General features: G+C 26.0%; 20 protein-coding genes and 1 other annotated feature. Of the genes, 3 read left to right on the top strand and 17 right to left on the bottom strand.

The window, feature by feature from the left end:
* The 5 genes from cas7i to ACYQ1T_RS02760 form a co-directional block, all read right to left on the bottom strand.
* Complete coding sequence (gene cas7i, locus ACYQ1T_RS02740; RefSeq protein ID WP_459831457.1) at positions 1-882, bottom strand: type I-B CRISPR-associated protein Cas7/Cst2/DevR; 882 nt, start codon at positions 880-882, stop codon at positions 1-3.
* A 1-nt stretch (position 883) separates the two neighbouring features.
* Positions 884-2602 carry a type I-B CRISPR-associated protein Cas8b1/Cst1 gene (gene cas8a1 / locus ACYQ1T_RS02745; protein WP_459831460.1) on the bottom strand — a complete coding sequence of 573 codons (1719 nt, stop codon included), beginning with the start codon at positions 2600-2602 and terminating at the stop codon, positions 884-886.
* 13 nt (positions 2603-2615) lie between these two features.
* Complete coding sequence (gene cas6, locus ACYQ1T_RS02750) at positions 2616-3350, bottom strand: CRISPR-associated endoribonuclease Cas6 (RefSeq protein ID WP_459831463.1); 735 nt, start codon at positions 3348-3350, stop codon at positions 2616-2618.
* A 137-nt stretch (positions 3351-3487) separates the two neighbouring features.
* Complete coding sequence (locus tag ACYQ1T_RS02755) at positions 3488-3637, bottom strand: helix-turn-helix domain-containing protein (protein ID WP_459831465.1); 150 nt, start codon at positions 3635-3637, stop codon at positions 3488-3490.
* Positions 3638-3984: 347 nt separating this feature from the next.
* A complete protein-coding gene (locus ACYQ1T_RS02760; RefSeq protein ID WP_459831467.1) occupies positions 3985-4929 on the bottom strand; it encodes a helix-turn-helix transcriptional regulator in 945 nt (314 codons plus the stop codon).
* Positions 4930-5107: 178 nt separating this feature from the next.
* Positions 5108-5323: a binding site (T-box leader), on the top strand.
* Positions 5324-5373: 50 nt separating this feature from the next.
* Here ACYQ1T_RS02760 and leuS point away from each other — a divergent pair.
* Positions 5374-7824, top strand: a complete 2451-nt coding sequence (gene leuS / locus ACYQ1T_RS02765; RefSeq protein WP_459831470.1) for a leucine--tRNA ligase — start codon at positions 5374-5376, stop codon at positions 7822-7824.
* A gap of 43 nt (positions 7825-7867) precedes the next feature.
* On the opposite strand, the gene ACYQ1T_RS02770 is transcribed toward leuS, so the two are convergent.
* Both ACYQ1T_RS02770 and ACYQ1T_RS02775 read right to left on the bottom strand, forming a co-directional pair.
* The gene (locus ACYQ1T_RS02770; protein WP_459831473.1) at positions 7868-8812 is read right to left on the bottom strand and encodes a glycosyltransferase family 2 protein; all 945 of its coding nucleotides are present in this window, start codon (positions 8810-8812) and stop codon (positions 7868-7870) included.
* A 187-nt stretch (positions 8813-8999) separates the two neighbouring features.
* On the bottom strand, positions 9000-9743 hold the full coding sequence (locus ACYQ1T_RS02775; RefSeq protein ID WP_459831476.1) for a class I SAM-dependent methyltransferase: 744 nt from the start codon (positions 9741-9743) through the stop codon (positions 9000-9002).
* A 333-nt stretch (positions 9744-10076) separates the two neighbouring features.
* Here ACYQ1T_RS02775 and ACYQ1T_RS02780 point away from each other — a divergent pair, with 333 nt between their 5' ends.
* Entirely contained in the window at positions 10077-10409 is a 333-nt protein-coding gene (locus ACYQ1T_RS02780) for a HesB-like protein (RefSeq protein WP_459831485.1), read from the top strand.
* A gap of 143 nt (positions 10410-10552) precedes the next feature.
* Here the strand turns inward: ACYQ1T_RS02780 and ACYQ1T_RS02785 are convergent, their stop codons facing one another.
* From ACYQ1T_RS02785 to ACYQ1T_RS02830, 10 genes are all read right to left on the bottom strand, one after another.
* Positions 10553-10792: a DUF4190 domain-containing protein gene (locus ACYQ1T_RS02785; RefSeq protein ID WP_459831488.1), complete on the bottom strand. Its 240-nt coding sequence runs from the start codon at positions 10790-10792 to the stop codon at positions 10553-10555.
* A 42-nt stretch (positions 10793-10834) separates the two neighbouring features.
* Positions 10835-11281: a DUF2752 domain-containing protein gene (locus ACYQ1T_RS02790; RefSeq protein ID WP_459831491.1), complete on the bottom strand. Its 447-nt coding sequence runs from the start codon at positions 11279-11281 to the stop codon at positions 10835-10837.
* Positions 11282-11353: 72 nt separating this feature from the next.
* Positions 11354-12223: a methionyl aminopeptidase gene (locus ACYQ1T_RS02795; protein WP_459831493.1), complete on the bottom strand. Its 870-nt coding sequence runs from the start codon at positions 12221-12223 to the stop codon at positions 11354-11356.
* Positions 12224-12345: 122 nt separating this feature from the next.
* On the bottom strand, positions 12346-13143 hold the full coding sequence (locus ACYQ1T_RS02800; RefSeq protein ID WP_459831496.1) for a ZIP family metal transporter: 798 nt from the start codon (positions 13141-13143) through the stop codon (positions 12346-12348).
* Between the two features lie 157 nt (positions 13144-13300).
* Positions 13301-13951, bottom strand: a complete 651-nt coding sequence (locus ACYQ1T_RS02805) for a hypothetical protein (RefSeq protein ID WP_459831499.1) — start codon at positions 13949-13951, stop codon at positions 13301-13303.
* A 223-nt stretch (positions 13952-14174) separates the two neighbouring features.
* Positions 14175-15512 (bottom strand): vWA domain-containing protein, encoded by a 1338-nt coding sequence (locus ACYQ1T_RS02810; protein ID WP_459831501.1) that lies wholly within the window; start codon positions 15510-15512, stop codon positions 14175-14177.
* 11 nt (positions 15513-15523) lie between these two features.
* A complete protein-coding gene (locus ACYQ1T_RS02815) occupies positions 15524-16609 on the bottom strand; it encodes an AAA family ATPase (protein ID WP_459831504.1) in 1086 nt (361 codons plus the stop codon).
* Positions 16610-16630: 21 nt separating this feature from the next.
* Positions 16631-17407 (bottom strand): hypothetical protein, encoded by a 777-nt coding sequence (locus ACYQ1T_RS02820; protein ID WP_459831506.1) that lies wholly within the window; start codon positions 17405-17407, stop codon positions 16631-16633.
* Between the two features lie 391 nt (positions 17408-17798).
* Entirely contained in the window at positions 17799-18593 is a 795-nt protein-coding gene (gene yjbM, locus ACYQ1T_RS02825; protein ID WP_459831508.1) for a GTP diphosphokinase, read from the bottom strand.
* A 60-nt stretch (positions 18594-18653) separates the two neighbouring features.
* Positions 18654-20477, bottom strand: coding sequence for an LTA synthase family protein (locus tag ACYQ1T_RS02830; protein ID WP_459831510.1), 1824 nt, complete (start codon positions 20475-20477; stop codon positions 18654-18656).
* A 200-nt stretch (positions 20478-20677) separates the two neighbouring features.
* Here ACYQ1T_RS02830 and ACYQ1T_RS02835 point away from each other — a divergent pair, with 200 nt between their 5' ends.
* A complete protein-coding gene (locus ACYQ1T_RS02835) occupies positions 20678-21454 on the top strand; it encodes a DUF2225 domain-containing protein (protein WP_459831513.1) in 777 nt (258 codons plus the stop codon).

The following is a 21454-nucleotide window of genomic DNA, read 5'->3' on the forward strand; positions in this document are numbered from 1 at the left end:
CTACACTTCATAATAATCTTTTACTTCATCTTTCATAAAGTTAAAAAATTCTCCCATTTCTACTGGATTAAGTTCTTTTACTATCTCACTATCATTTGCAAACATTCCTCTTATTAAGCCTATATTGGTTTTATCTTTAACTTCATTATCTAAATCTAATACACACTTAATAGCTTTCAAGTCAATTTTATTATTATAACATTTAATTCTATTTTCAAAGAAAGGATTTTTAATTGAATATACTCCTCCTATTGCAAATATCGGAGTTAAATTTTCTCTTCTTCCCTTTATATCTCTATATAAAAACTTTATAGTGTCTAATAATTTATTTACTCTATGTGCTTTTTCTTCATTACTTAAACTTATGTTATCGTTAATATCTATTCCTACCTTATCTAAGTCAATAGATATTGTATATGCATAATATGATTTATGAATTTCACTTTGTGCTATATTTCCACCATCTTTTTTCTTATCTGAAGTTTCATTGTATCTATCTAGTAAACCTTTATTTGTTAAAAAGTCTAAATCAGCATTAAAGGTTTCTAATGCTATTGCATTTGAAAGTCTAACTACTGCAGCTCTAGTTTTTACTGGTTTTTTAGTTTTCATATAACCAAATAAGTCTATTTCAGAATATTTCTCTATAGTTGCATCAGGATGAAATTGTAAAACCTCTCCATCTAAATCTAATGGTGTATTATAACATCCCATTTGATTTATAATATTATATCTTAATGCTTGTCTAGATATATAACTATAGGTTTTTCCACCATCTCTTGATATTTTTTTTAATGATGTTACATTTCCTAATCCTTCTCCATAATTTGCACTTTCAGCCTCAAAAATAAATGTAGCTGTTAACCCTTTAACTTTTTCCATTTTATTTTTTCTCCTCTCTACCCACTTCATTATTTTCAGATTGTATTTTATTATCTTCATATTTCTTTCTTATATTTTTTTCACCTTGTAAACCAATTAAAAATTCATATCCAATTCCTTGAAGTATATCATTATTAATACGTACATTACCTAAATCCATAGGTATCTTTGCGTTTACATACATATATGAATTTATAATAACCTCCATAAACTTACTGCTATCTTTAGTTTTTAATGCATTTATTAATCTATACGTTATTCCAGGTAATTTCCCTAATACATTTTTCTTTTCATATTCTTTTCTTAAGTCATATCCGTATCCTGTAAACTTTTCTATATCTTCAAATTTCATATTTATACCTCCTATTATAGAATTATTTATTTTTATTATTCCATAAATACAATCAATTCTTTTAAACTTTTCATTATCTAAGTACATAACTAATAATTGATGTATTAAATCAAAAAGATTTTTACCATCATATATTCGCCTTATAACTTCATCATAAAGATTTAAATAATATTTTTCTGTTATCTTTACTCTTATCTTTATTAACTTATTTAATGTTTTTCTATTGAAATATAGTACTTTCATCATTTTAGGAGATAAAATATTGAAGCTATAAGGTCTTCTTTCATTATTTCCATCTATTTTTATAACTTGAATATTTTCAAATTCACTATCTATATTTTCAATACTTTGCTGCTCCATTGAATTTAATATATTCAAATATGATAATTGTTCTATTTCTTGAAGACTTTCTTTATAATTAATTTTTATAGTATTGGATTGCTTAAGCATTTTTATATTTCTGTTACTATTAATAAATATACCTTTTCCCTTCAATACTACAAAACCTAATGGTAAACAAGAATATAGTAAATTACATATAGGACATATATATGCATCACCACTCATATTCCAGAAATGAGAAGATTTCCTTGACATATCTGCCCCTGTTTTAACCAACCATGTTAAATCAAAAGCTTCAGGTTTACTAAGCTTTGAAATTTTATTATTACAAGTAAAACAACTATATTTAAACTTTGATGTTTCCTTATCCATATAGTTTAATACAGGATTAATAAAATCATCTTTATATAGCTCATACATATTCCCCTTGCTTTTTGTACTTAAAAGAAAACTAATGTTATTCCAAAATGGTTGTATTACATCATACATTATATTTTTAGCTGCCACTACTCTTTTTACTTCTGGTTTATTAAAATAATTTATAATCTCCCTAATCAAGTCTATTTGCCTAAATATTTTAGTCATATAATCTTCAATATTATCTTTTTTATTTAATTTTATTTTCGCTAATTCTTTTTCTTTATTTATTATAAAATCACTATCATCTAACAGTAGATATGCACTTTTATAGCTATTAGAGTTTAATTTTGATTTAGATTTAAGATCATCTATAATTTTATTTAATTTATCTAATTCTTTATCTGTAAAATTATTTTTATCAAAATTATTTATATCTTTTTCATAGCTTATTAGCTTATACCATGATAAATTTTTTTCGTTTTTATTTATTAAAATCTTAAAATATTCTTCTTCAAAGTTATTTAATATTGAAGAATCAAATTCTATATAATTATTTTTGATAACTACTGATTCTGATTTATCACTCATATTTTCTAATACTTCTAACAATCCTACTATTGAAGCATTTTTAAGCCAATCTCCTGATTCTACTCTTATACTTCCCATATAACCACCTCCTTTATATAATATCTATCAATCCAAATCCCTCACTTCTCCTAAAACCAACTCCTAGTTGCTTTAAAAGGTTTAGATCTTCTACATCCCCTTCTAATTTAAATACACCTGCATATGCATTAATATACATAAAATCTTTATTACTATTTTTAACGAAATCTTTTATTTTTTCCTTCACAACTATTTTTTTCATGTTTAATGATGTAAATTTTAACTCTTTATTTAAACCATATCCCCTATATGAATTTAGTAGTAAATTACATATATAATTCAACTCCTTAGAATATTCTGAATCATCTATATCAATTGATTTATTCTCTTTATTTTTTATATATATTGGGGATAAGGTTTTAAATATTACTTCTGACTCTGAAACTTTACATTCTTTTTCTAATGTTATTTTATTTTTGCTAAATATAATTCCATTATAATTATGTTCTTTCATCTTTAGAAATCCATTATATACAACTATTCCTAAGTTATAGTCTGGAGTTGAAATAGTTATAGATATTTCTCCATTAACTTCTACCATATCTCCACAGACTTTAAAATTTCTTAAATATACAGCAAAACAAAATGGCTTTATTTTTTTACTTTTCTTATTTTCATAGTAATATAATTCATTAAAATATTCTTTATCGCCAAGTTCTATAGCTTTTTTTATAATACTCATTATCATAGTTCTGTAGCTTAATGGCATTTTTTTATCTTTTATTTCTCCCTTTACAGTAAATCTCATTTTCTCCACCTCCTTATATAAATTTTATGTTAAATGGATATTTTAGTAAATTGTTTTATATTTATTATAACTTCAATTAAGGATATTTTTGATAATGAATTAATTTATTCAGATATTTTTTAATATCTGAATAAATATTATCTTATTTTTTCATAATCTTTGGTTATTTTATATACAAAGCTTCTTGAAACATTATATTTCTTAGCTAATTGTTGCCTAGTTATTTTAGAATTTATCCAACCTTCTATTATATTTTTTCTTACTTCATTATTTATTTTTCTATACATATTTTTCTACCTCCATTTTTACTATGTTCATCTTATTATTCAACCAAATTACTTGCACTTGATTAATGGTTATTATTTTTTACTTCCTTAATAATTATCTTCTATTTCAATTATTATTGCAATTTTATGATTTTATCCATGTGATTAATAATTTGTTTTTTAAGCAAATTATTATAGGAAATACTTCCTTAAATAAAGTATTTCCTATCCCCTCATAGTTAATATAAAATGTTGTATATACCTAATTAACTTTCACTTTATTAAATTTACATTCCTCATAGTTAATATATCTATGTTATTATATCAAACTGAATTAAAACTTCAACATGTAATATACTATGTTATTATTATAAGTTATTAATCATCTTTACTAAATATTCTTTTACCTCTTTCTTTAAGCTTTCCGGCTCTATTATTTTTACAGAATCCTTTAAGCTTAATATCCAAGACGTTATCTCAGGGCTTCCTTTCATTGTTGCTTTAAATATTATTTTACCATTATCTAGTTCTTCAATTACTTGATTGTCTACCCATATTCTTTCTTTAACTGTATTAGCCATAGGTGGACTTATTTCTAATTTTAAATTATATTCCTTTCCAGAGAATATACCTATATTTTTATCTTTATAATCACTTAATATTTTATCTATATCTATTGTCTTTTCAAAACTTTTCCCTGTAATTATATATTCACTTATTCTAACTAGTTTAAAAAATCTTATTGAGGATTTTAGTAAACAATTTGCAACAAGGTATGATTCTCCTTTATATATTAAAAGTTTATATGGTTCTACCCATCGTCTTGTTTTTAGACCATCATTACCTCTATATGTAATTATTATTTGTTTATTTTGTAAAATAGCCTCATATATACTTAATTGTTTTTTTGTAAGATTATCGTAATTTTCTTTCACTTTAGAATATGGAATTATTTGAGCTTCAAATAAATTATTATCTTTATTCATTATAGAATAATTTATTTTATCGATAGCCTTATTTATTTTTGAATTATCTCCATTAAAGGTTTCTTTCATACCATTTATAGCAAGTTTAAGTATTATTACTTCTTCTTTTGTTAGAAGTTGTTTAAAAGGTAAATACTTATCCTTCAATTTATATCCACCATTTGGACCTGGTATTGATTCTATAGTTACAATTTCATCTAATGCTTCTTTATATCTACTTATTTGTTTTTCTGATACTCCTAACTTTTCTGAAAGCTCTTTCTTTTTTATAAGTTTTCCGTAGTTAAGTATTAATAACATTTTTATTGTATTTTTTAAGCTACTCATATTCTCTTCTCCCCAATAGTTACTATATATTTATTATAAATTTTAATAAATGCTTTTTCTATTAAAACTTAATCTTTATAATACTATTTAAATTATATTTATATTTTTTAACTACTATTTGAAATATTTGACTTACCTAATAACCTAATATATAATAATTTATATTGAATTTAATAATGCTATTGTGTTGAATAGGAGTAGTACTATATCATTAATTCTTTAGAGAGCTGTTGGTTGCTGAAAAGCAGTGTTTTAATTATAGGAACTTGCCTAGGAGCTTACTTGTTAAAAGCAAGTACGGGTAACCCCCGTTATGAATTTAAGTGAGAAAATTAACTTTATTGTTGTTTTCTAATAAGAGTGGTACCGCGAAACAATGTCTTTCGTCTCTTAATTGAGATGAAGGGCTTTTTTTATATTCAAAATACAAGGAGGAAAAATATTATGGGTAACTACGGAACTTCCGTTGATAAAAAATGGCAAGATAAATGGGAAGAAGCAAATCTTTATAAATTTGATCCAAACAATGAAGGTGAAAAGCTTTATGTTTTAGAAATGTTCTCATACCCATCAGGTAGCCAATTACATGCTGGTCACTGGTTTAACTATGGACCTGTTGATTCATGGGCTAGACTAAAAAAAATGCAAGGATTTAATGTATTCCAACCAATGGGTTTTGATGCTTTTGGTTTACCTGCTGAAAACTTTGCTATTAAAACTGGAATCCATCCTAAGGATTCAACTGAAAAAAATATAGTAACTATGGAACAACAATTAAGAGCTATGGGAGCAATGTTTAACTGGGAAAATGAAGTTGTAACTTGCAGACCTGATTATTATAAATGGACTCAATGGTTATTTTTAAAGCTTTATGAGAAGGGTTTAGCTTATAGAAAGAAGGCTCCTGTAAATTGGTGTCCATCATGTAGTACTGTTTTAGCTAATGAACAAGTTTTAGATGGCGCTTGTGAAAGATGTTCAACAGAGGTTACTAAGAAGGACTTAACTCAATGGTTCTTAAAAATAACTGATTATGCAGATGAACTTCTTGAAAAGCTTGATACTTTAGATTGGCCTGAAAAAACAGTAGCTATGCAAAAACACTGGATTGGTAAATCTACTGGTGCTGAAGTTACTTTTAAAGTTAAGGATTCTGATATTAAATTTGATGTATTTACAACAAGAGTTGATACTTTAAATGGTGTTACTTATGTTGTTTTAGCTCCAGAAAATTCATTAGTAGATAAATTAACTACTGCTGATAATAAGGAAGCTGTAGAAAACTATAAAGATCAAGCTAAAAAACAATCTGATATAGAAAGACAATCTCTTTCAAGAGAAAAAACTGGTGTATTTACTGGTTCATATGCAATAAACCCAATTAACGGAAAAGAAGTTCCTGTATGGGTTGGAGATTATGTTCTTGCAACTTATGGAACTGGTGCTGTTATGGCTGTTCCAGCTCATGATGAAAGAGACTTTGCTTTTGCTGAAAAGTTTAATCTTCCTATAGAAAGAGTTATAACAAGTAAAAGTGGTAAAGATAATGAACTTCCTTACTGCGAATATGGAGTTTTAGTTAACTCTGGAGAGTTTGATGGTTTAACTACAGAAGAAGCTAAAGAAAAAATAGTTGAAAAGTTAGCTTCAAATGGTTTAGGCTCTGCTAAAGTTAACTATAGATTAAGAGACTGGTTAGTTTCAAGACAAAGATATTGGGGTGCTCCAATTCCAATGATACACTGCGAAAAGTGTGGAACTGTTCCAGTGCCAGAAAATCAACTTCCAGTTGAACTTCCATACAATGTTGAGTTTGCTCCAGATGGAAAATCACCTTTAGCTAAGTGTGAAGAGTTTGTTAATACAACTTGTCCATGTTGTGGTGCACCTGCTAAAAGAGAATGTGATACTTTAGATACATTTGTATGTTCATCATGGTATCAATTAAGATATCCAGATAATAAAAATACTGAAATAGCATTTGATAAAGATTTAATAGATAAAATGCTTCCAGTTGATAAATATGTTGGTGGTCCTGAACATGCTTGTATGCATCTTCTTTATGCTAGATTTATAACTAAAGCATTAAGAGATATGGGATATTTAAGCTTTGATGAACCATTTAAATCATTAACTCACCAAGGTTTAATACTTGGACCAGATGGATTAAAAATGAGTAAATCAAAGGGAAATACTATTTCTCCTGATACTTATATTAATCAATATGGTGCTGATGTATTTAGAATGTATTTAATGTTTGGATTTGCATACACTGAAGGTGGTGCTTGGAGTGATGAAGGAGTTAAATCTGTTGCTAGATTTGTAGATAGAATTGAAAGATATCTAGAAATTGCTAGAGAAGCTATATCAAAAGTGGAAAATAATAAAACTACTATTGATAAAGCTGAAAAAGAATTAAACTTCTGGTTACACAATGCAATTAAAGGTGTTACTGAAGATGGAGAAAAAATGCAATTTAATACTGCAATAGCTAGAATGATGGAATTTGTAAATGCATTCTCTAAATATCTTCAAGAAGATGTTAAAAACTTAGAGTTCTTAGAAAATACTTGTGAAAGCTTCTTAAAGATACTTGCACCATTTGCTCCTCACTTTGCAGAAGAACAATGGAGTTTATTAGGTAAGGACTTCTCAATCTTTAACCAAAAATGGCCTGAATTTGATGCAAAAGCTTTATCTCGTGATGAAGTTGAAATTGCTATCCAAGTTAATGGTAAAATAAAAGCTAAAATTAATGTCCCTACTGATTTAGGTGATGAAGGAATTAAAGAAGTATCTCTTGCAAATGAAAATATTATTGCAGCTACCGAAGGAAAAGCTATAGTTAAAGTTATAGTAATTAAAGGAAGACTTGTAAATATAGTTGTTAAGTAATAAATTTTAAGGGAAGCCATTTTAGGCTTCCCTTAATTTAAATTTACTCTGTAATAAATTTATCTATAATAAACTTTGGTCTTTCTTTAGTTTCTAAATAAATTTTACCTATATACTCACCAATAACACCTAAGCAAAGAAGCTGAACTCCACCTATCATCCATATAGAAGCTACAATGGTAGTCCAGCCTTGAACTGTTCTTCCTAAAAACCATACTATTAAAGAATATAATAATGCTATAAGACTTCCTATAAACATAATAAGTCCTACGATTAAAATCATCCTTATAGGTTTTACACTTAATGAGGTTATGCCTTCAAATGCAAATGCTATCATTCTCTTTAAAGGATATTTTGATTTTCCTGCAAACCTTTCTTTTCTTTCATATAAAACTGTATCTGATTTATATCCTATTAATGGTACTATTCCTCTTAAAAATAAATTTACTTCTTTATAGTTTTCTAAAGATTCTAAAGCACGTTTACTCATTAATCTATAGTCTGCATGATTATATACTATATCTACACCTAATGTTTTCATTAATTTGTAAAAACATTGAGCTGATCCTCTTTTAAATGCTGTATCAGTTTCTCTACTACTTCTCACTCCATATACTACATCAAAACCTTCATAAAACTTTTCTATAAACTTATCTATAGCATCTATATCATCTTGAAGGTCTGCATCTAAAGATATTACAGCATCACATTTATCTTTTACTGTTAAAAGCCCTGCTAATAAAGCATTTTGATGTCCTCTGTTTCTAGATAACTTTATACCATAAAATAATTTATTTATCTTATTAAGCTCTTCTATCATTAACCAAGTTTTATCCTTACTACCATCATCTACAAAAACAACTTTACTTTTATTAGAAATTATATTCTTATCTATTAAATTACTTATCTTACTATTTAACCTGCCAGAGGTTTCAAATAATACTTCCTCTTCATTATAACAAGGAACTACTAAATATATAGTTTTCATATTTACACTCCCATATTTTAAATTTCTTCACCTCAAGTACCCCTAATTTTATATTACCCTTTTTAATTTTTTTTAAAATAATCGTTAATTTTTTTTAAATTATTTATTAATCATATCACACTTCCCAAATAATGTAAAAAAATAAGTATTTTATAGTAAACACTTAAACTATAAAATACTTATTTTTTTAATCATCTAATGCAATTTTAAAATCTGCTAAAACTTCACTAACTAATTTTTCATTTAACTTATAATAATATTTTAAAAAGTTAGCATCTTGAAGCTTTTCAAACATCTTTCTAGTCATACTCATCCAATTTTCTGGTATATAAACCCATACTATTTCTTCATATTTGCAACTTAATAAGAAATGCTCCATTCCCCAAAACGAATATTCCTTAATCTTATGTTGCTTATTAAAATGAATATAATCTTCAACTACCTTTTTACTTAGCTTATATTCATAAATATCAACATAGAAAAAATCAAACTCTTCTTTTTCTGCATTAAAAGCATCTTTATTTAAAATTTTTATTTTAGGATTTTCATCAAAATTTTTATTATATAAATCTATAACATCCTTTTCTATTTCATATACTAATATTTCTTTTACATCTGATTTTTTAGCCATTTCTTGAACTATGTATCCAAGACCAAGACCAACTACCCCAACTTTTCCTTTTGCTACTTTAATAGGCATATACGCACTTTCTATTTCCATTGGAGTCATTCTCATCCATATATTATTAGGTCCATGTAATTCAAGTATATCAATATTAAGTTGATCCTCTCTTTTATACATATAACCATTAATTATCCCTTGTAAGCCATCTATTTTTTTTATTTCAAAATTACCTATTTTACCTTTAGATATTTTTTTATTATATTCTTTAATTACTGAAAGTACATATTCTTTATTATACGGTATCAAAACAAATATTACCTCACTTTACTTAATCTATAATATTACACTTTAAAGTCATTAGCTATTATTTCTATTCTAACAAAATTTCAAACTTTTTATCTATATATTTTTCATCTTATATTTAGTAAAATTTATTACTATATTTAATTATATATATTTCTTTATTAAATACCAGTTCTAATGTGGTATTTATATAAATAATTATATTGGTAATAATTAGAATTTTCAATGTTTACATAATATTTTTTCTATATTTACTATAAAAAACTACTTGATATTTAATTTTACTATGTTATACTGTTGATATAAATTATCATTTAACAGTAGAAGGTGAGTATTATGGATAAAATATTAATAAGCCAAGAAGCTTATACAGAATTTAAAAATTTCTTAGATGAAAATGAAATTGAAAACTACAGCATAAGAATTAACTTAGCTGGATTCGGTTGTAGTGGTCCTGCTTTCAACATTTCAGTTGATGAAGCAAAAGAAGGAGATATAACTCAAAAAGTTAACGATATAACTTTCGTAGTTGAAGAAAAATTAGTTGATGAATTTGGTGGATTTAAACTATTATCAACTGAAGAAAATAACGGAAGAGGTTTATCATTAAAGCCAGTTATAGAAACTGAAGGCGGATGTGGATCTTGTGGCGGTGGATGTCACAGCTAATTCTTTAAGAATTAATTTTGTTTAAACATAAGAAATAATAAAAATAGACTTAAGGCATTTTACCTTAAGTCTATTTTTATTTATCTTATGTATTTTATATTTATCACTTTTAAAGTTATATCAAACTAAAAATACTGATAGATTTAATAACTATATCCTGTTACTAATATAATTACAAATATTATTAATAATATTGCTAATGATATTATTGATAGTACTATACCAGAAATAGCCATACCTTTAGGTACGTCCTTATCTTTCTTTCTGCTTAAATCAATTATTCCTAGAACTAACCCTATTGGTGCAGTTATAATACTTATACATCCACAGAAAACACTAAAAATAATACTTACAATTCCTAATACAAGGGATGCTATATCCATAAAACTCTCCTTTTTATTTTTATTATGTGAGATTTATAAAATTTAGAATCTTCTTAAATCAAATATGAAAAATGCTAATACATAAATAAAAATACTTATTATAATAATTCCATGATAAATAAAGTCAAACTTAAAAATCTCTCTTCTATATTTTATACTTTTAAGTTTATTTTTGCCACATATAAGTTTAATTCTTATAAAAATTTCCATTATTGAAAGAAATATGATAGGAATTGATATTAAATTATATTTATATTCAAAAATATTTCCTTTTAAAATATTTCTTATATCTGTTGTAATACCACAAAAAGGACATGGATTATGAGTAAGCTCATAATAAGGACATCTCCATATATTGGGAAATATTAACCTTATTAAGTATATTATTATTGGCAAAAATATAATCATTCCTGATAGTATTATTATAATCATATTTAATTCATTATATCTTTCATATCCAATATCAAACTTTTTTAAAAGCTTTCTCATATATCCCCCTTTAATGTGTAAATACTTCTAGATCTTTAAATAATTATCTAATTATATTTAGCTTATTATATATTACCAAGATAAAACTTCTACTCCATCCTCTGTAACTAAGACAGTATATTCCCATTGAGCTGAGTATCCTCCATCTTCAGTTAATACTGTCCAATCATCATCTGCATCTACAAAAACTTCATAGTCTCCTTCGTTAATCATTGGCTCTATAGTGAATACCATTCCCGGTGCTAATACCATATCTTCCCCTTTAGTGCCAACATGAGCTACAAATGGATCTTCATGAAATTTCAATCCTACTCCGTGTCCACCAAAGGCTCTAACTACTGAATATCCATTCTTTTCTGCATGCTCTTGTATAGCAGCCCCTATATCCCCTAAAAAGCCCCAAGGTTTAACTGCTTCAACACCTTTAATTAAACACTCTCTAGCAACATTAACAAGCTTTCTATGCCTATCCTCAACATTTCCTATCATATACATTCTAGATGCATCTGAAAAATATCCATTATAAATTGTAGATACATCTATATTTACTATATCTCCATCTTGTAATTTTTCTTTTTCATTTGGTATTCCGTGACAAACAACATCATTTATTGATATACAAACACTTTTTGGGAAACCCCCATAATTTAAAGGTGCTGGTATTGCCCCATTAGCCACTGTAAAATCATGTACCATTTTATTAATCTCTTCTGTTGACATTCCTAGTTTTATATTTTTTTCTACTAAATCTAAAACTGCATTATTAATTTTAGCACTTTCTTTTATTCCTTTTATCTGTTCTTTATTTTTTATAATATCTCTTGAAGGTACTATGTGCCCTTGCTCTTTCAACATCTTTATCTTTTCATCAAAATCCATGTGGCATTTTTTATATTTAGCACCACTTCCACACCAACATTTATCATTTCTACTTAAAATCACCCTTCTATTCTCCTCTCTTTTTATTCTCTTATAAATATTTTATTCCTATATTTATAACTATTGAATAGTAACTATCTTTATTATAGCCTTATATAAAAAAAATTAGTAGTCAAACTATTTTTTTATCCTAAAGCTACATCAAGTATCATCATAATAAGAAATCCAGCCATTACTCCAATAGTACCTGTATGAGAGTGAGTTCCAAGATTCGCCTCTGGAATTAACTCTTCAACTACTACATAAATCATAGCTCCAGCTGCAAAAGATAATATCCAAGGCATAACGCCTACTACGCTACTTGCAATAATTACTGTTATTACCCCTGCAATTGGCTCAACAATTCCTGACAATGCACCATATATAAAGGATTTTTTATTTGAAAAACCTTCTTTTTTAAGTGGTAATGATATTGCCGCACCTTCTGGAAAGTTTTGAAGCGCCATTCCAATAGCAAGTGCTATTGCCCCCATAAAAGCTCCAGTTTCTGCACTTTGTGCTGCTAGTGAAAATGCAAGTCCTACTGCCATCCCCTCTGGAATATTATGTAGCGTAACTGCTAAAACAAGCATTGTAGTTCTTTTAAAGTTTGATGATATTCCTTCTACTTCGTTTGTACCAATATGTAAATGTGGTAAAAATCTATCTAGAATTAATAAAAATGCTCCGCCTAAAATAAAGCCTCCAGCTGCTGGAATAAAGCTTACTTTTCCTTGCTCCTTTGCCATCTCTATAGATGGTATTAAAAGAGACCATACAGATGCAGCAATCATAACACCTGCTGCAAACCCTAAAAATACTCTTTGAGTACTAGCTTTTATATCATTTCTAAACAAAAATACCATTGCTGAACCAAGGGCTGTTGCAAAAAATGTAAATCCCGTTCCCATAAGAGCGTATAAAATCTCATTTATATTATTCATTATTCTTCCTCCTTTATTATGTTTCAATATATTTACAATATAATTAAAGGTATTATCTTTGTCAACTAATTACTAATATTACTTAGAAGTTAATAAAAACGTAGGATCTAAATTACATCCTACGTTAAAACTTTTAAATATTCATATTTTTATTAATTTATATTGAAAATTCATAATTTATATATGGCTCTATTGATTGATTAATTCCTTTTAAAATATCTATCCAATATTCTTTTCTTATTATTTTTTCTTGTTTTTCTTCTTCACTAATATCTTTTAAATTATCTTCTATAAATTTAGTATAGAACTTATCTACATCTACTGCCATACTTCTCATTGTGTTGAAATCATTTAATATTTTACCATCTAAAATTATTTTTTCATTATGATTTTTCATTTCTAACTTTAAATATTCAAACATTAAGCTTTCTATTCTCATATATACTTCATTTGGATTTTCTTCAGCCTTATCTAATTTTTTAGTTACTGAAATTATACTTCCTTGTCCATAAGTTCTATATTTTGACCATAAATCTATAAAGGAATCCGAAATAGAATTATAATTTTTATATAGAGTCAGTAGTTCTTCATTAGTTATACTTCCAGCTTCAATTGACTGATCTAATATAGTTAAAGCACCCTGATTTCTATTTCTTATATCTTCTACATTACTATAAGCTCCACGTCCTGCTAATATAACATAGTTTGAATTCATAACAGATATGTAAACGTTTATACATAAACTTATAAACAATACACCAACTATTAACAGTATGCTATTATTCTTATTAAATCTTTTAAATTTCATAAGTCACCCCCGTAATTAACACCAGTATATCATAAAATCTAAATAAATTCTACTTTAATTCATTTAACATGGTATTTGTTACTGTTTATTAATACTTTAAAATATTAATAATTCAATCTATATAAGCTCAGATATGTTTATTAAGTATTTATATTAAACATAACATATAAGCATATATAGCTATTAAAGTATATATGCTTATACAGTATATTTTATTATATATTTATCTAGCCCAATCATGTTGACTTTCTCTATACATAACTAAACCAGCATTTCCGCCTTCACCCTTTTCTACTCTTCCTGTAATTCTCTTTATTTTTCCATATGGATGGATAAGTGAAAGATTTTCATCTCCTGTTAATACCCAAATAGTATTTGAATTTATAGGCTTAATTTCTAATTCTTTTTCTCCTACTCCATCTGTAAAATAAATTAATACATGATTTCTCATATTATTTTCTTTTATATATTTAAAAACTGGTGAAAATTTCGTAGAACCAATATTAGTTGATCTTTTCTTAATATCATTTTTTGATTTAATTGAATATACTCTTCTTATTTCATTATCACATTCAATTACTGTAATTTTATTGCTTCTAGTTTTAGTAATTTCTAATATTTCTATCATTATCTTATAAACTTCATCATCACTCATAGAAGCACTAATATCAATTGCAACTAATATTTCTGGTATATTATTAGGTAGGTTTCCTCTTAAATCTAACCTCTCTGGTTGTCTTCTACTTTTTCTAGTTATTGTTTTTCTTTGTCCAGCTCTTAAAGATGGTATTAATTTTTTTAAGGCTTCTTGCCAAGATATTTCTGCCTTTTCATTATAACCTAGTATTATTGCTTGTATATCCTTTGGCCCTTTTCCTTTAAAGGAATTAATGGCTGTTTTTTTTGTCATATCCTTTAATGCATCATTATTTATATTACTTTCTGACCATACATCATGTGCTTTTGTAATATCTATAAGCTTTGCAATATCTTTATTATTTTTATCATCTATGGATGTTTTGATTCTTTCTCTTATTGCTTTTTCTATTTCTTCTGCATATATTTCACAAGTAGTATCTTCTTTAAGATTAACTTCGTATTCTTTATTTACTCTATCAATCTTATAAGAATCCATAGGTAGATTTTTTATAAATTGATTAATTGAAATATCTAATGCTAAATTTACAGAAGTTTTACTGTATTTATTTCTAAGCTCTTTTTCTCTTTCATAATGGTTATACATTATATGATATATTTCATGTTTAAAAAGAGCTGACATCTCCTTTTTATCACACATTAGAAACAATATTGGATTGAAGTACATTTTAAATCCTTCAAGCTTTGGAATTGTAACTAGTGGCCAAGTTATATCTAATCTAATATCTCTTTTTATTCTAACTAAGAATTGTCCAAAAAAACTATCTTCCTTTTGCAGCATATCTATTATCACACCTTCAACCAATGAAAAAAAGTTTCTTTTAAAATCACTACTTATATTACTTTTACTTTCAAAGTCTAAGGCTTCCTTTAATAGTAAATTACGTTTATCATCAAATACCATACTTTATCACCTTACTCATAAATATTAAAAAATGCATCTATAAATGTATCATCTATTAATAAAGCATTATAAAGCTCACTACTTTGATCGCTCTTTATTTCTTTCATTATACCAAGTCTTAAGTCTTTTGGATAAACCATTAATAAACTTCCAAATAGCTTAATATTATTTTCGTTTCTATTTTCTTCTAAGTAACTTAAACAATTTTTTGCTAATATATATAATCTTGAATGACTTTCTTTTTGTATATCTTCCCTTAGTTCAAATGGTAATATAGTATAATCAAAGAGATCTTTAGCTTTAATTAGAGGATTCTTAATATTTTTAATATAATTCATAAAGTCTGTAGCTATACTTACTCCAACATTCCCTTTTGCAACATTGTAAAAAGTATCCAAACCAAACCTATCTTTATTCTTTTCATAAATCCGATACCCCTTTCCTATTCTTTCCCAACTTCTTGGACTTGCTTTTATATTCTCTCTTGCATTTGGTGTATTTAAATATTCTGGAAAGCTTGATAAAAACTCTATTATATGCTCATGAATATTTCCATCTGAACTCATTGCCCATCTTATCCATTCTTTAATATCAGAGTCCATTTCTATCCACACAAATCTATCTTCTTGAGCTCTATCCATATCTACAACTTGATAATCACTATCTTCAAATCCCTCATATTTATTTGATGGATTCATTGCTGCAACGATTTTAACATTTTCATCTAAGTAAAATCCATTTATTTCTCTATTTAAAATAAGATTCATTAATTCTTGTTGTACAGCGTGCTCACATCTATTAAGTTCATCTATAAATAATAGTACTCCTGATTTATTTTTATCTTTTAATGCTCTTTCTACTTCTGAAAGTTTATGGTGAGTTGCATAAATTGTTTTTCCTTTTTCAACTATAGGAAGTCCTCCTATTTCACCCTCTTTTAGTAAGTTAGCATCTATTGTTACTAAATGAAAATTTTCTTTATAACATAATCTTTTAACTAATGCAGTTTTACCTATTCCTGCTTCTCCAATTATTAGTGGTACATCTTTTGCTTCTAAAACTAATTCAACTGTGCTTATAGCTTCTGAAAATTTCATACTATTTCATCCCCTTTGTTTCTATAAAGATAAGCTATAATCTACTAATAAAATTTTGGCCTTTTTACTACCATATTCCTTAATAAAATTAATCTTATCCATTTCTAAAATTTCAAGTTCTAAAAAGTTTCTCATATATTCTTCATCTATTTCTTCGCCTTTTATTTTATCTATTACAACATCTAAAACAAACTCTACTTCTATTGAATCATATACGTATTTTACTATTTTTATATTGTCACCAATTAATATCTTAAGTTCATCTAAATCATAACTTATATAATTTATTGCCTCTTCATCACCTTTAACTGCCATTCTTCTAACTTCTAAACTTGGACTTTCAATAAATCTTATAGCTCCCCAGTATTTATTTACTGCTTCTTTTTGAACATTTTCTTTAGGAAGTTTAATATACTTAATTGCATCATAATCTTTTTTTACAGCTAATAACTGAATATCTGCATCTGGATTTTCTACAAATTGAATTGCCCATCCTTTAGTTTTAACAGCCTCTTCAATAACTTTTTTTGATGGATTATTAATATATTTTAATGAATTCCATAAATTTTTCACTGCTAAAATGGCTAAATCCTCATTAAGGTTTTCTATACTTTCTACAGCTAAAGGATTATTATTAATGGCTGTTTCTATTGCTTTCAAACTAGGATTTTTTATGTATTTTATAGCTAATCCATTTCTTTTTACTGCTTCTAATATTAATTCTTCTGTTGGATTCTCAATATATCTTATATATAAGGGATTATCATAAATCCTTTTAAAATCTTCATTACTAATCATAGCAATACCTACCTTTACGTTTTAATTTTCTACTTCTATAACTCCTTCTCATATTCATTCGAATGAGTAAGTTCGACTAGCCAAATATAAAATTTGGATCTCTACTTCTGTAACTCCTTCTCATATTCATTCGAATGAGTAAGTTCGACTAGCCAAATATAAAATTTGGAGTCTCACTTAATTTGGAGTCTCATTTAATTATACTACATTTAAATAATAATTACTATTATTTAAAATATAATATTAGTTAAATTCCCTTACTTTTTTCTCTTATAACTTATAGTCTTATAAGTCTATGTTCTTTATATTCTATTAATAATTATTTTAATAGAAAAAGCTAGAAATTTTAAATAATCTAAAATTTCTAGCTTCTTTTGTTTATATTATAAATTTAAATATCTTTATATCTTGTTATATCTTTTTTAATTGCTGTTAGTAAATTATTAAGTTCCCAAACTTCTCCATCCTCTATTAATTTATTTAATGATATCTCATATCTACTTGCTTCAGCTAATTTTCCAAGAGAAATTAGTGTTAGTATATTATGCATTATACTTGTTATTATATCTGATTTTATTTCAAATAATTTTTGTGCATCTTTTATTTCATCTTTAATATCAAGCATTAATTCATCTAACTCAAAAGCTGCATCAGCTGCTTTTTTTAATTTATCTTTTACTTCTAAAGGTATTTGTTGTTTATACTTATAATTTAATGAATGCTCAACTGTTGCCCAAAAGTTCATTGATAATGTCCTTATTTGAAATTCTGCTAATATTTCTTTATGTCCTTGAGCCATATTTACAGGATACTTAATAATTATATGGTAACTTCTATATCCACTGGCTTTTACATTTGTAACATAATCTTTTTCATAAAGTATTTGCATATCTGATCTAGCCCTTATAAGTTCTACAACTTTATCTATATCATCAACGAATTGACACATAATTCTTATTCCAGCAATATCTTCAATTTCATATTGAAGTCTATCTAGTGGTATCTCAAATTTATTTGCCTTTTCTAAAAGACTTGATATTTCTTTTACTCTTCCTGTTACAAATTCTATAGGAGAGTATTCATTTTTTCTTCTATATTCTTTTCTTATACTTCTAAGTTTTACTTTTAATTCATCAACAGCCTGTTCATAGGGCATCAAAAAACTTTTCCAATCTTGAACTATCATATATAATCACCCTCTTTTAGTTTCACCCCAATATTATATTTAAAATACATAAAAGTGGTATTAATTATTTTTAAAATATCCATTTTGAATTATAATATCCGCTACTTTAAATGAATCTGTTAAATGAGTTTTCTCATTTTCACTTTTAGGAGTTCCTAAAATCTCTCCATTATTTAATAAGCTTGCATCTTTATTAGTATTTACTAAAACTCTTCCCATTGAAGAATTTTCAAATTCCTTTCTATCTATACCTAATAAATAAGCTATGGTTGGTAAGAAATCAACCTGTCCTCCATATTTTTTTATTTCTTCTCCTTTTGTTCCTGGATTGTATATTATAAATGGAATTGAATTGTATTTTGTATTCCACCAATCTCCTTCTAAAGGTGCATTAGCCATTTTATCTTTATAAAATTTATTAACACCTGCATGGTCTCCATAAATCATTATTACTGTATTATCTAACTGTCCATTATTCTTAAGATCTTCTAAAAATACTTTTATTGCTTCATCTACATATCTAACACTTTGGAAATAAGCTCCTAAAATATTTTCATCTAATTCTTTAGATAAATTTAAATATTTTTTATCCTCTGGAATTTCAAATGGACCATGACTTGTTAATGTTGCAATAAATGTATAGTATGGCTGATTTTCATCCTTTAATTTATTTGCTATTTGATTTAAATAAGACTCATCTGATAATCCAGGTCCTATTATTTCATCTTTATTAAAATAAGATATATCTAATATTTTATTTGCTTCAAAAGATTTATGATTTTCTGCCCAATTCCAATTTCCTGGTACTTCTGCATGAGTAGAAATTGTAGTATATCCTTTATTATTTAATATTTTTTGTAATGTATTATACTCTGCTCCTGGATATTTGAAGAAAGTACTTCCATTTCTTATTGGGAATACTGATGTATTTACTAATAAATCACAATCTGAACTTGTTCCAGAATTATTTTGTTCATATATATTACTAAAATAAAAACTTTCATTTAAAAGCTTATTTAAAGTTGGTGTAATCTCTTGTCCATTAACACTTTTTCCTATAACAAAGTTTTCTAAAGATTCTACTTGAATAGCTATTAAGTTTTTACCTTTATACATACCTTTATAGTTATTGTCAGGTATATCTTCTTTATTATCATTAAACCAATTTTCTACAAACTTTTTATCTTCTTCATTTAGATTTTTATTTTTATTAAAGTAATATGTTACATCAAATCCATGATATCCTAATGGACTTACATCACTATAGGTTTGGAATGGTGCCCATGACATTCTAAATAATGAATATTCGCTCCACTCTTTTTTAATATCTATATAGTAATGAGATACTCCAATAATAATTGCACTTATTAAAAATACTAATGTAGTTTTTAGAATTCTATATCCTAGTTTTAATTTATTGTTTTCATTATTATTTATTCTTTCATACTTTTTATAGAATATTTTAAATAAAGCAATAAATATTAAATCAAATATAAATACTAAATCAATAGGTCTTATATTAAAAAGACTTTTTCCAATTGGATTAAATATTTCAATGTTTATAATATGTCTTATTGATAAAAATGTTCCATTTGATCTATAATACCAAATATCCGCAATGAACAATAAGGAAATTATTAAGTTTACTATATAAAAATATTTATATCTTCCTTTTTTATTAAATAGAAATATAAAACTACATATTAATGTTATTATAGCTACATGAGCTAAAATAAATGTTGAACTAGTAAAATATATTCTTTTTAAATCTATAGTTGAAGCTCCCTCTGTTCTTAACATACCTAAAAGTGCCATAGACTTTAACTGCAATATTACAACCATAATTAAAAATAATAAATTTCTGTTTTTAAACTTCTTTAGCATAGCGCACCTCTCATGTTTGAATTTATATATTTACTTATTTTAGTATATCTTATTCTCACTTAACTTTCACTATAGAAAATTAATTTTATAAATTAAACAAATTTTTAAATTATTTTAAACTTTTATTAATTAATTATCTACATAATTTTGTAAAATATGATATAATTAATTATAACTATGTTTTTTGAGGTGATAAACTAATGTCAAATATTTTTCAAGGGTTAGAAAAGTTAGGATTTACCAATATAAACAGTAGTGATTTATTTAAAAAGCTTGAACCTAATGAAAAGAAAAAGGAAATCTTAGAAAATCCTCTTAATTATCTTTTTCTTAAGGATGTTAAATGTCCTATTTGTAATAAAAGCTTTAAAACACCTGCTGTTAAAGTAAATTCGTATAGAAAAATATCTACTGACTCTGATTTTTTCATTAGATATTCTATAATTAACCCTTATTTTTATGATGTTTGGTTATGCCCTTATTGTGGATACGCTGCTATGAAAGCAGAGTTTTCTAAAATACGAAGTTTTCAAAAGGATTTAGTAAAAGAAAAAATATCATCAAAATGGGTTGGAAGAGAATATAATGATATTTTCACAGAAAAAATTGCCATTGAACGTTATAAATTAGCTTTACTTAATGCTATGATTATGGAAAGTAAAAGTAGTTGCAAAGCTATGATTTGTTTAAAAATTGCTTGGATGTACAGGCTATTAGAAGATAAAAAGCAAGAAGATATCTTTTTATCTCAAGCTTTAATCGGTTTTACTGATGCCTTTTGTAATGAAGATTTTCCTATGTATGGGTTAGATAAATTTTCACTAACATTTTTACTGGGAGAATTGTGTAGAAGATTAAATAAAGATCAAGAAGCCTTAAAATGGTTTTCTGATGTAATAACATCTATAAGAGCTCCACAAAAAATAAAAGAAATGGCTCGTGATGGGAAAGATAAGATAAAATTAGGGGGTAACTAA

The sequence above is a fragment of the Clostridium carnis genome (assembly GCF_054657435.1).

Bases quoted from the DNA above. Each gene is read 5' to 3' on its own strand.
- ACYQ1T_RS02785 (WP_459831488.1), bottom strand. From the start codon at position 10,792: ATGGATATAGCATCCCTTGTATTAGGAATTGTAAGTATTATTTTTAGT.
- ACYQ1T_RS02805 (WP_459831499.1), bottom strand. From the start codon at position 13,951: ATGAAATTTAAAAGATTTAATAAGAATAATAGCATACTGTTAATAGTT.
- ACYQ1T_RS02820 (WP_459831506.1), bottom strand. From the start codon at position 17,407: ATGATTAGTAATGAAGATTTTAAAAGGATTTATGATAATCCCTTATAT.
- ACYQ1T_RS02780 (WP_459831485.1), top strand. From the start codon at position 10,077: ATGGATAAAATATTAATAAGCCAAGAAGCTTATACAGAATTTAAAAAT.
- ACYQ1T_RS02760 (WP_459831467.1), bottom strand. From the start codon at position 4,929: ATGAGTAGCTTAAAAAATACAATAAAAATGTTATTAATACTTAACTAC.
- ACYQ1T_RS02830 (WP_459831510.1), bottom strand. From the start codon at position 20,477: ATGCTAAAGAAGTTTAAAAACAGAAATTTATTATTTTTAATTATGGTT.
- ACYQ1T_RS02800 (WP_459831496.1), bottom strand. From the start codon at position 13,143: ATGAATAATATAAATGAGATTTTATACGCTCTTATGGGAACGGGATTT.
- leuS (WP_459831470.1), top strand. From the start codon at position 5,374: ATGGGTAACTACGGAACTTCCGTTGATAAAAAATGGCAAGATAAATGG.
- ACYQ1T_RS02815 (WP_459831504.1), bottom strand. From the start codon at position 16,609: ATGAAATTTTCAGAAGCTATAAGCACAGTTGAATTAGTTTTAGAAGCA.
- ACYQ1T_RS02755 (WP_459831465.1), bottom strand. From the start codon at position 3,637: ATGTATAGAAAAATAAATAATGAAGTAAGAAAAAATATAATAGAAGGT.
- ACYQ1T_RS02770 (WP_459831473.1), bottom strand. From the start codon at position 8,812: ATGAAAACTATATATTTAGTAGTTCCTTGTTATAATGAAGAGGAAGTA.
- yjbM (WP_459831508.1), bottom strand. From the start codon at position 18,593: ATGATAGTTCAAGATTGGAAAAGTTTTTTGATGCCCTATGAACAGGCT.
- ACYQ1T_RS02810 (WP_459831501.1), bottom strand. From the start codon at position 15,512: ATGGTATTTGATGATAAACGTAATTTACTATTAAAGGAAGCCTTAGAC.
- cas7i (WP_459831457.1), bottom strand. From the start codon at position 882: ATGGAAAAAGTTAAAGGGTTAACAGCTACATTTATTTTTGAGGCTGAA.
- ACYQ1T_RS02835 (WP_459831513.1), top strand. From the start codon at position 20,678: ATGTCAAATATTTTTCAAGGGTTAGAAAAGTTAGGATTTACCAATATA.
- cas6 (WP_459831463.1), bottom strand. From the start codon at position 3,350: ATGAGATTTACTGTAAAGGGAGAAATAAAAGATAAAAAAATGCCATTA.
- ACYQ1T_RS02790 (WP_459831491.1), bottom strand. From the start codon at position 11,281: ATGAGAAAGCTTTTAAAAAAGTTTGATATTGGATATGAAAGATATAAT.
- cas8a1 (WP_459831460.1), bottom strand. From the start codon at position 2,602: ATGGGAAGTATAAGAGTAGAATCAGGAGATTGGCTTAAAAATGCTTCA.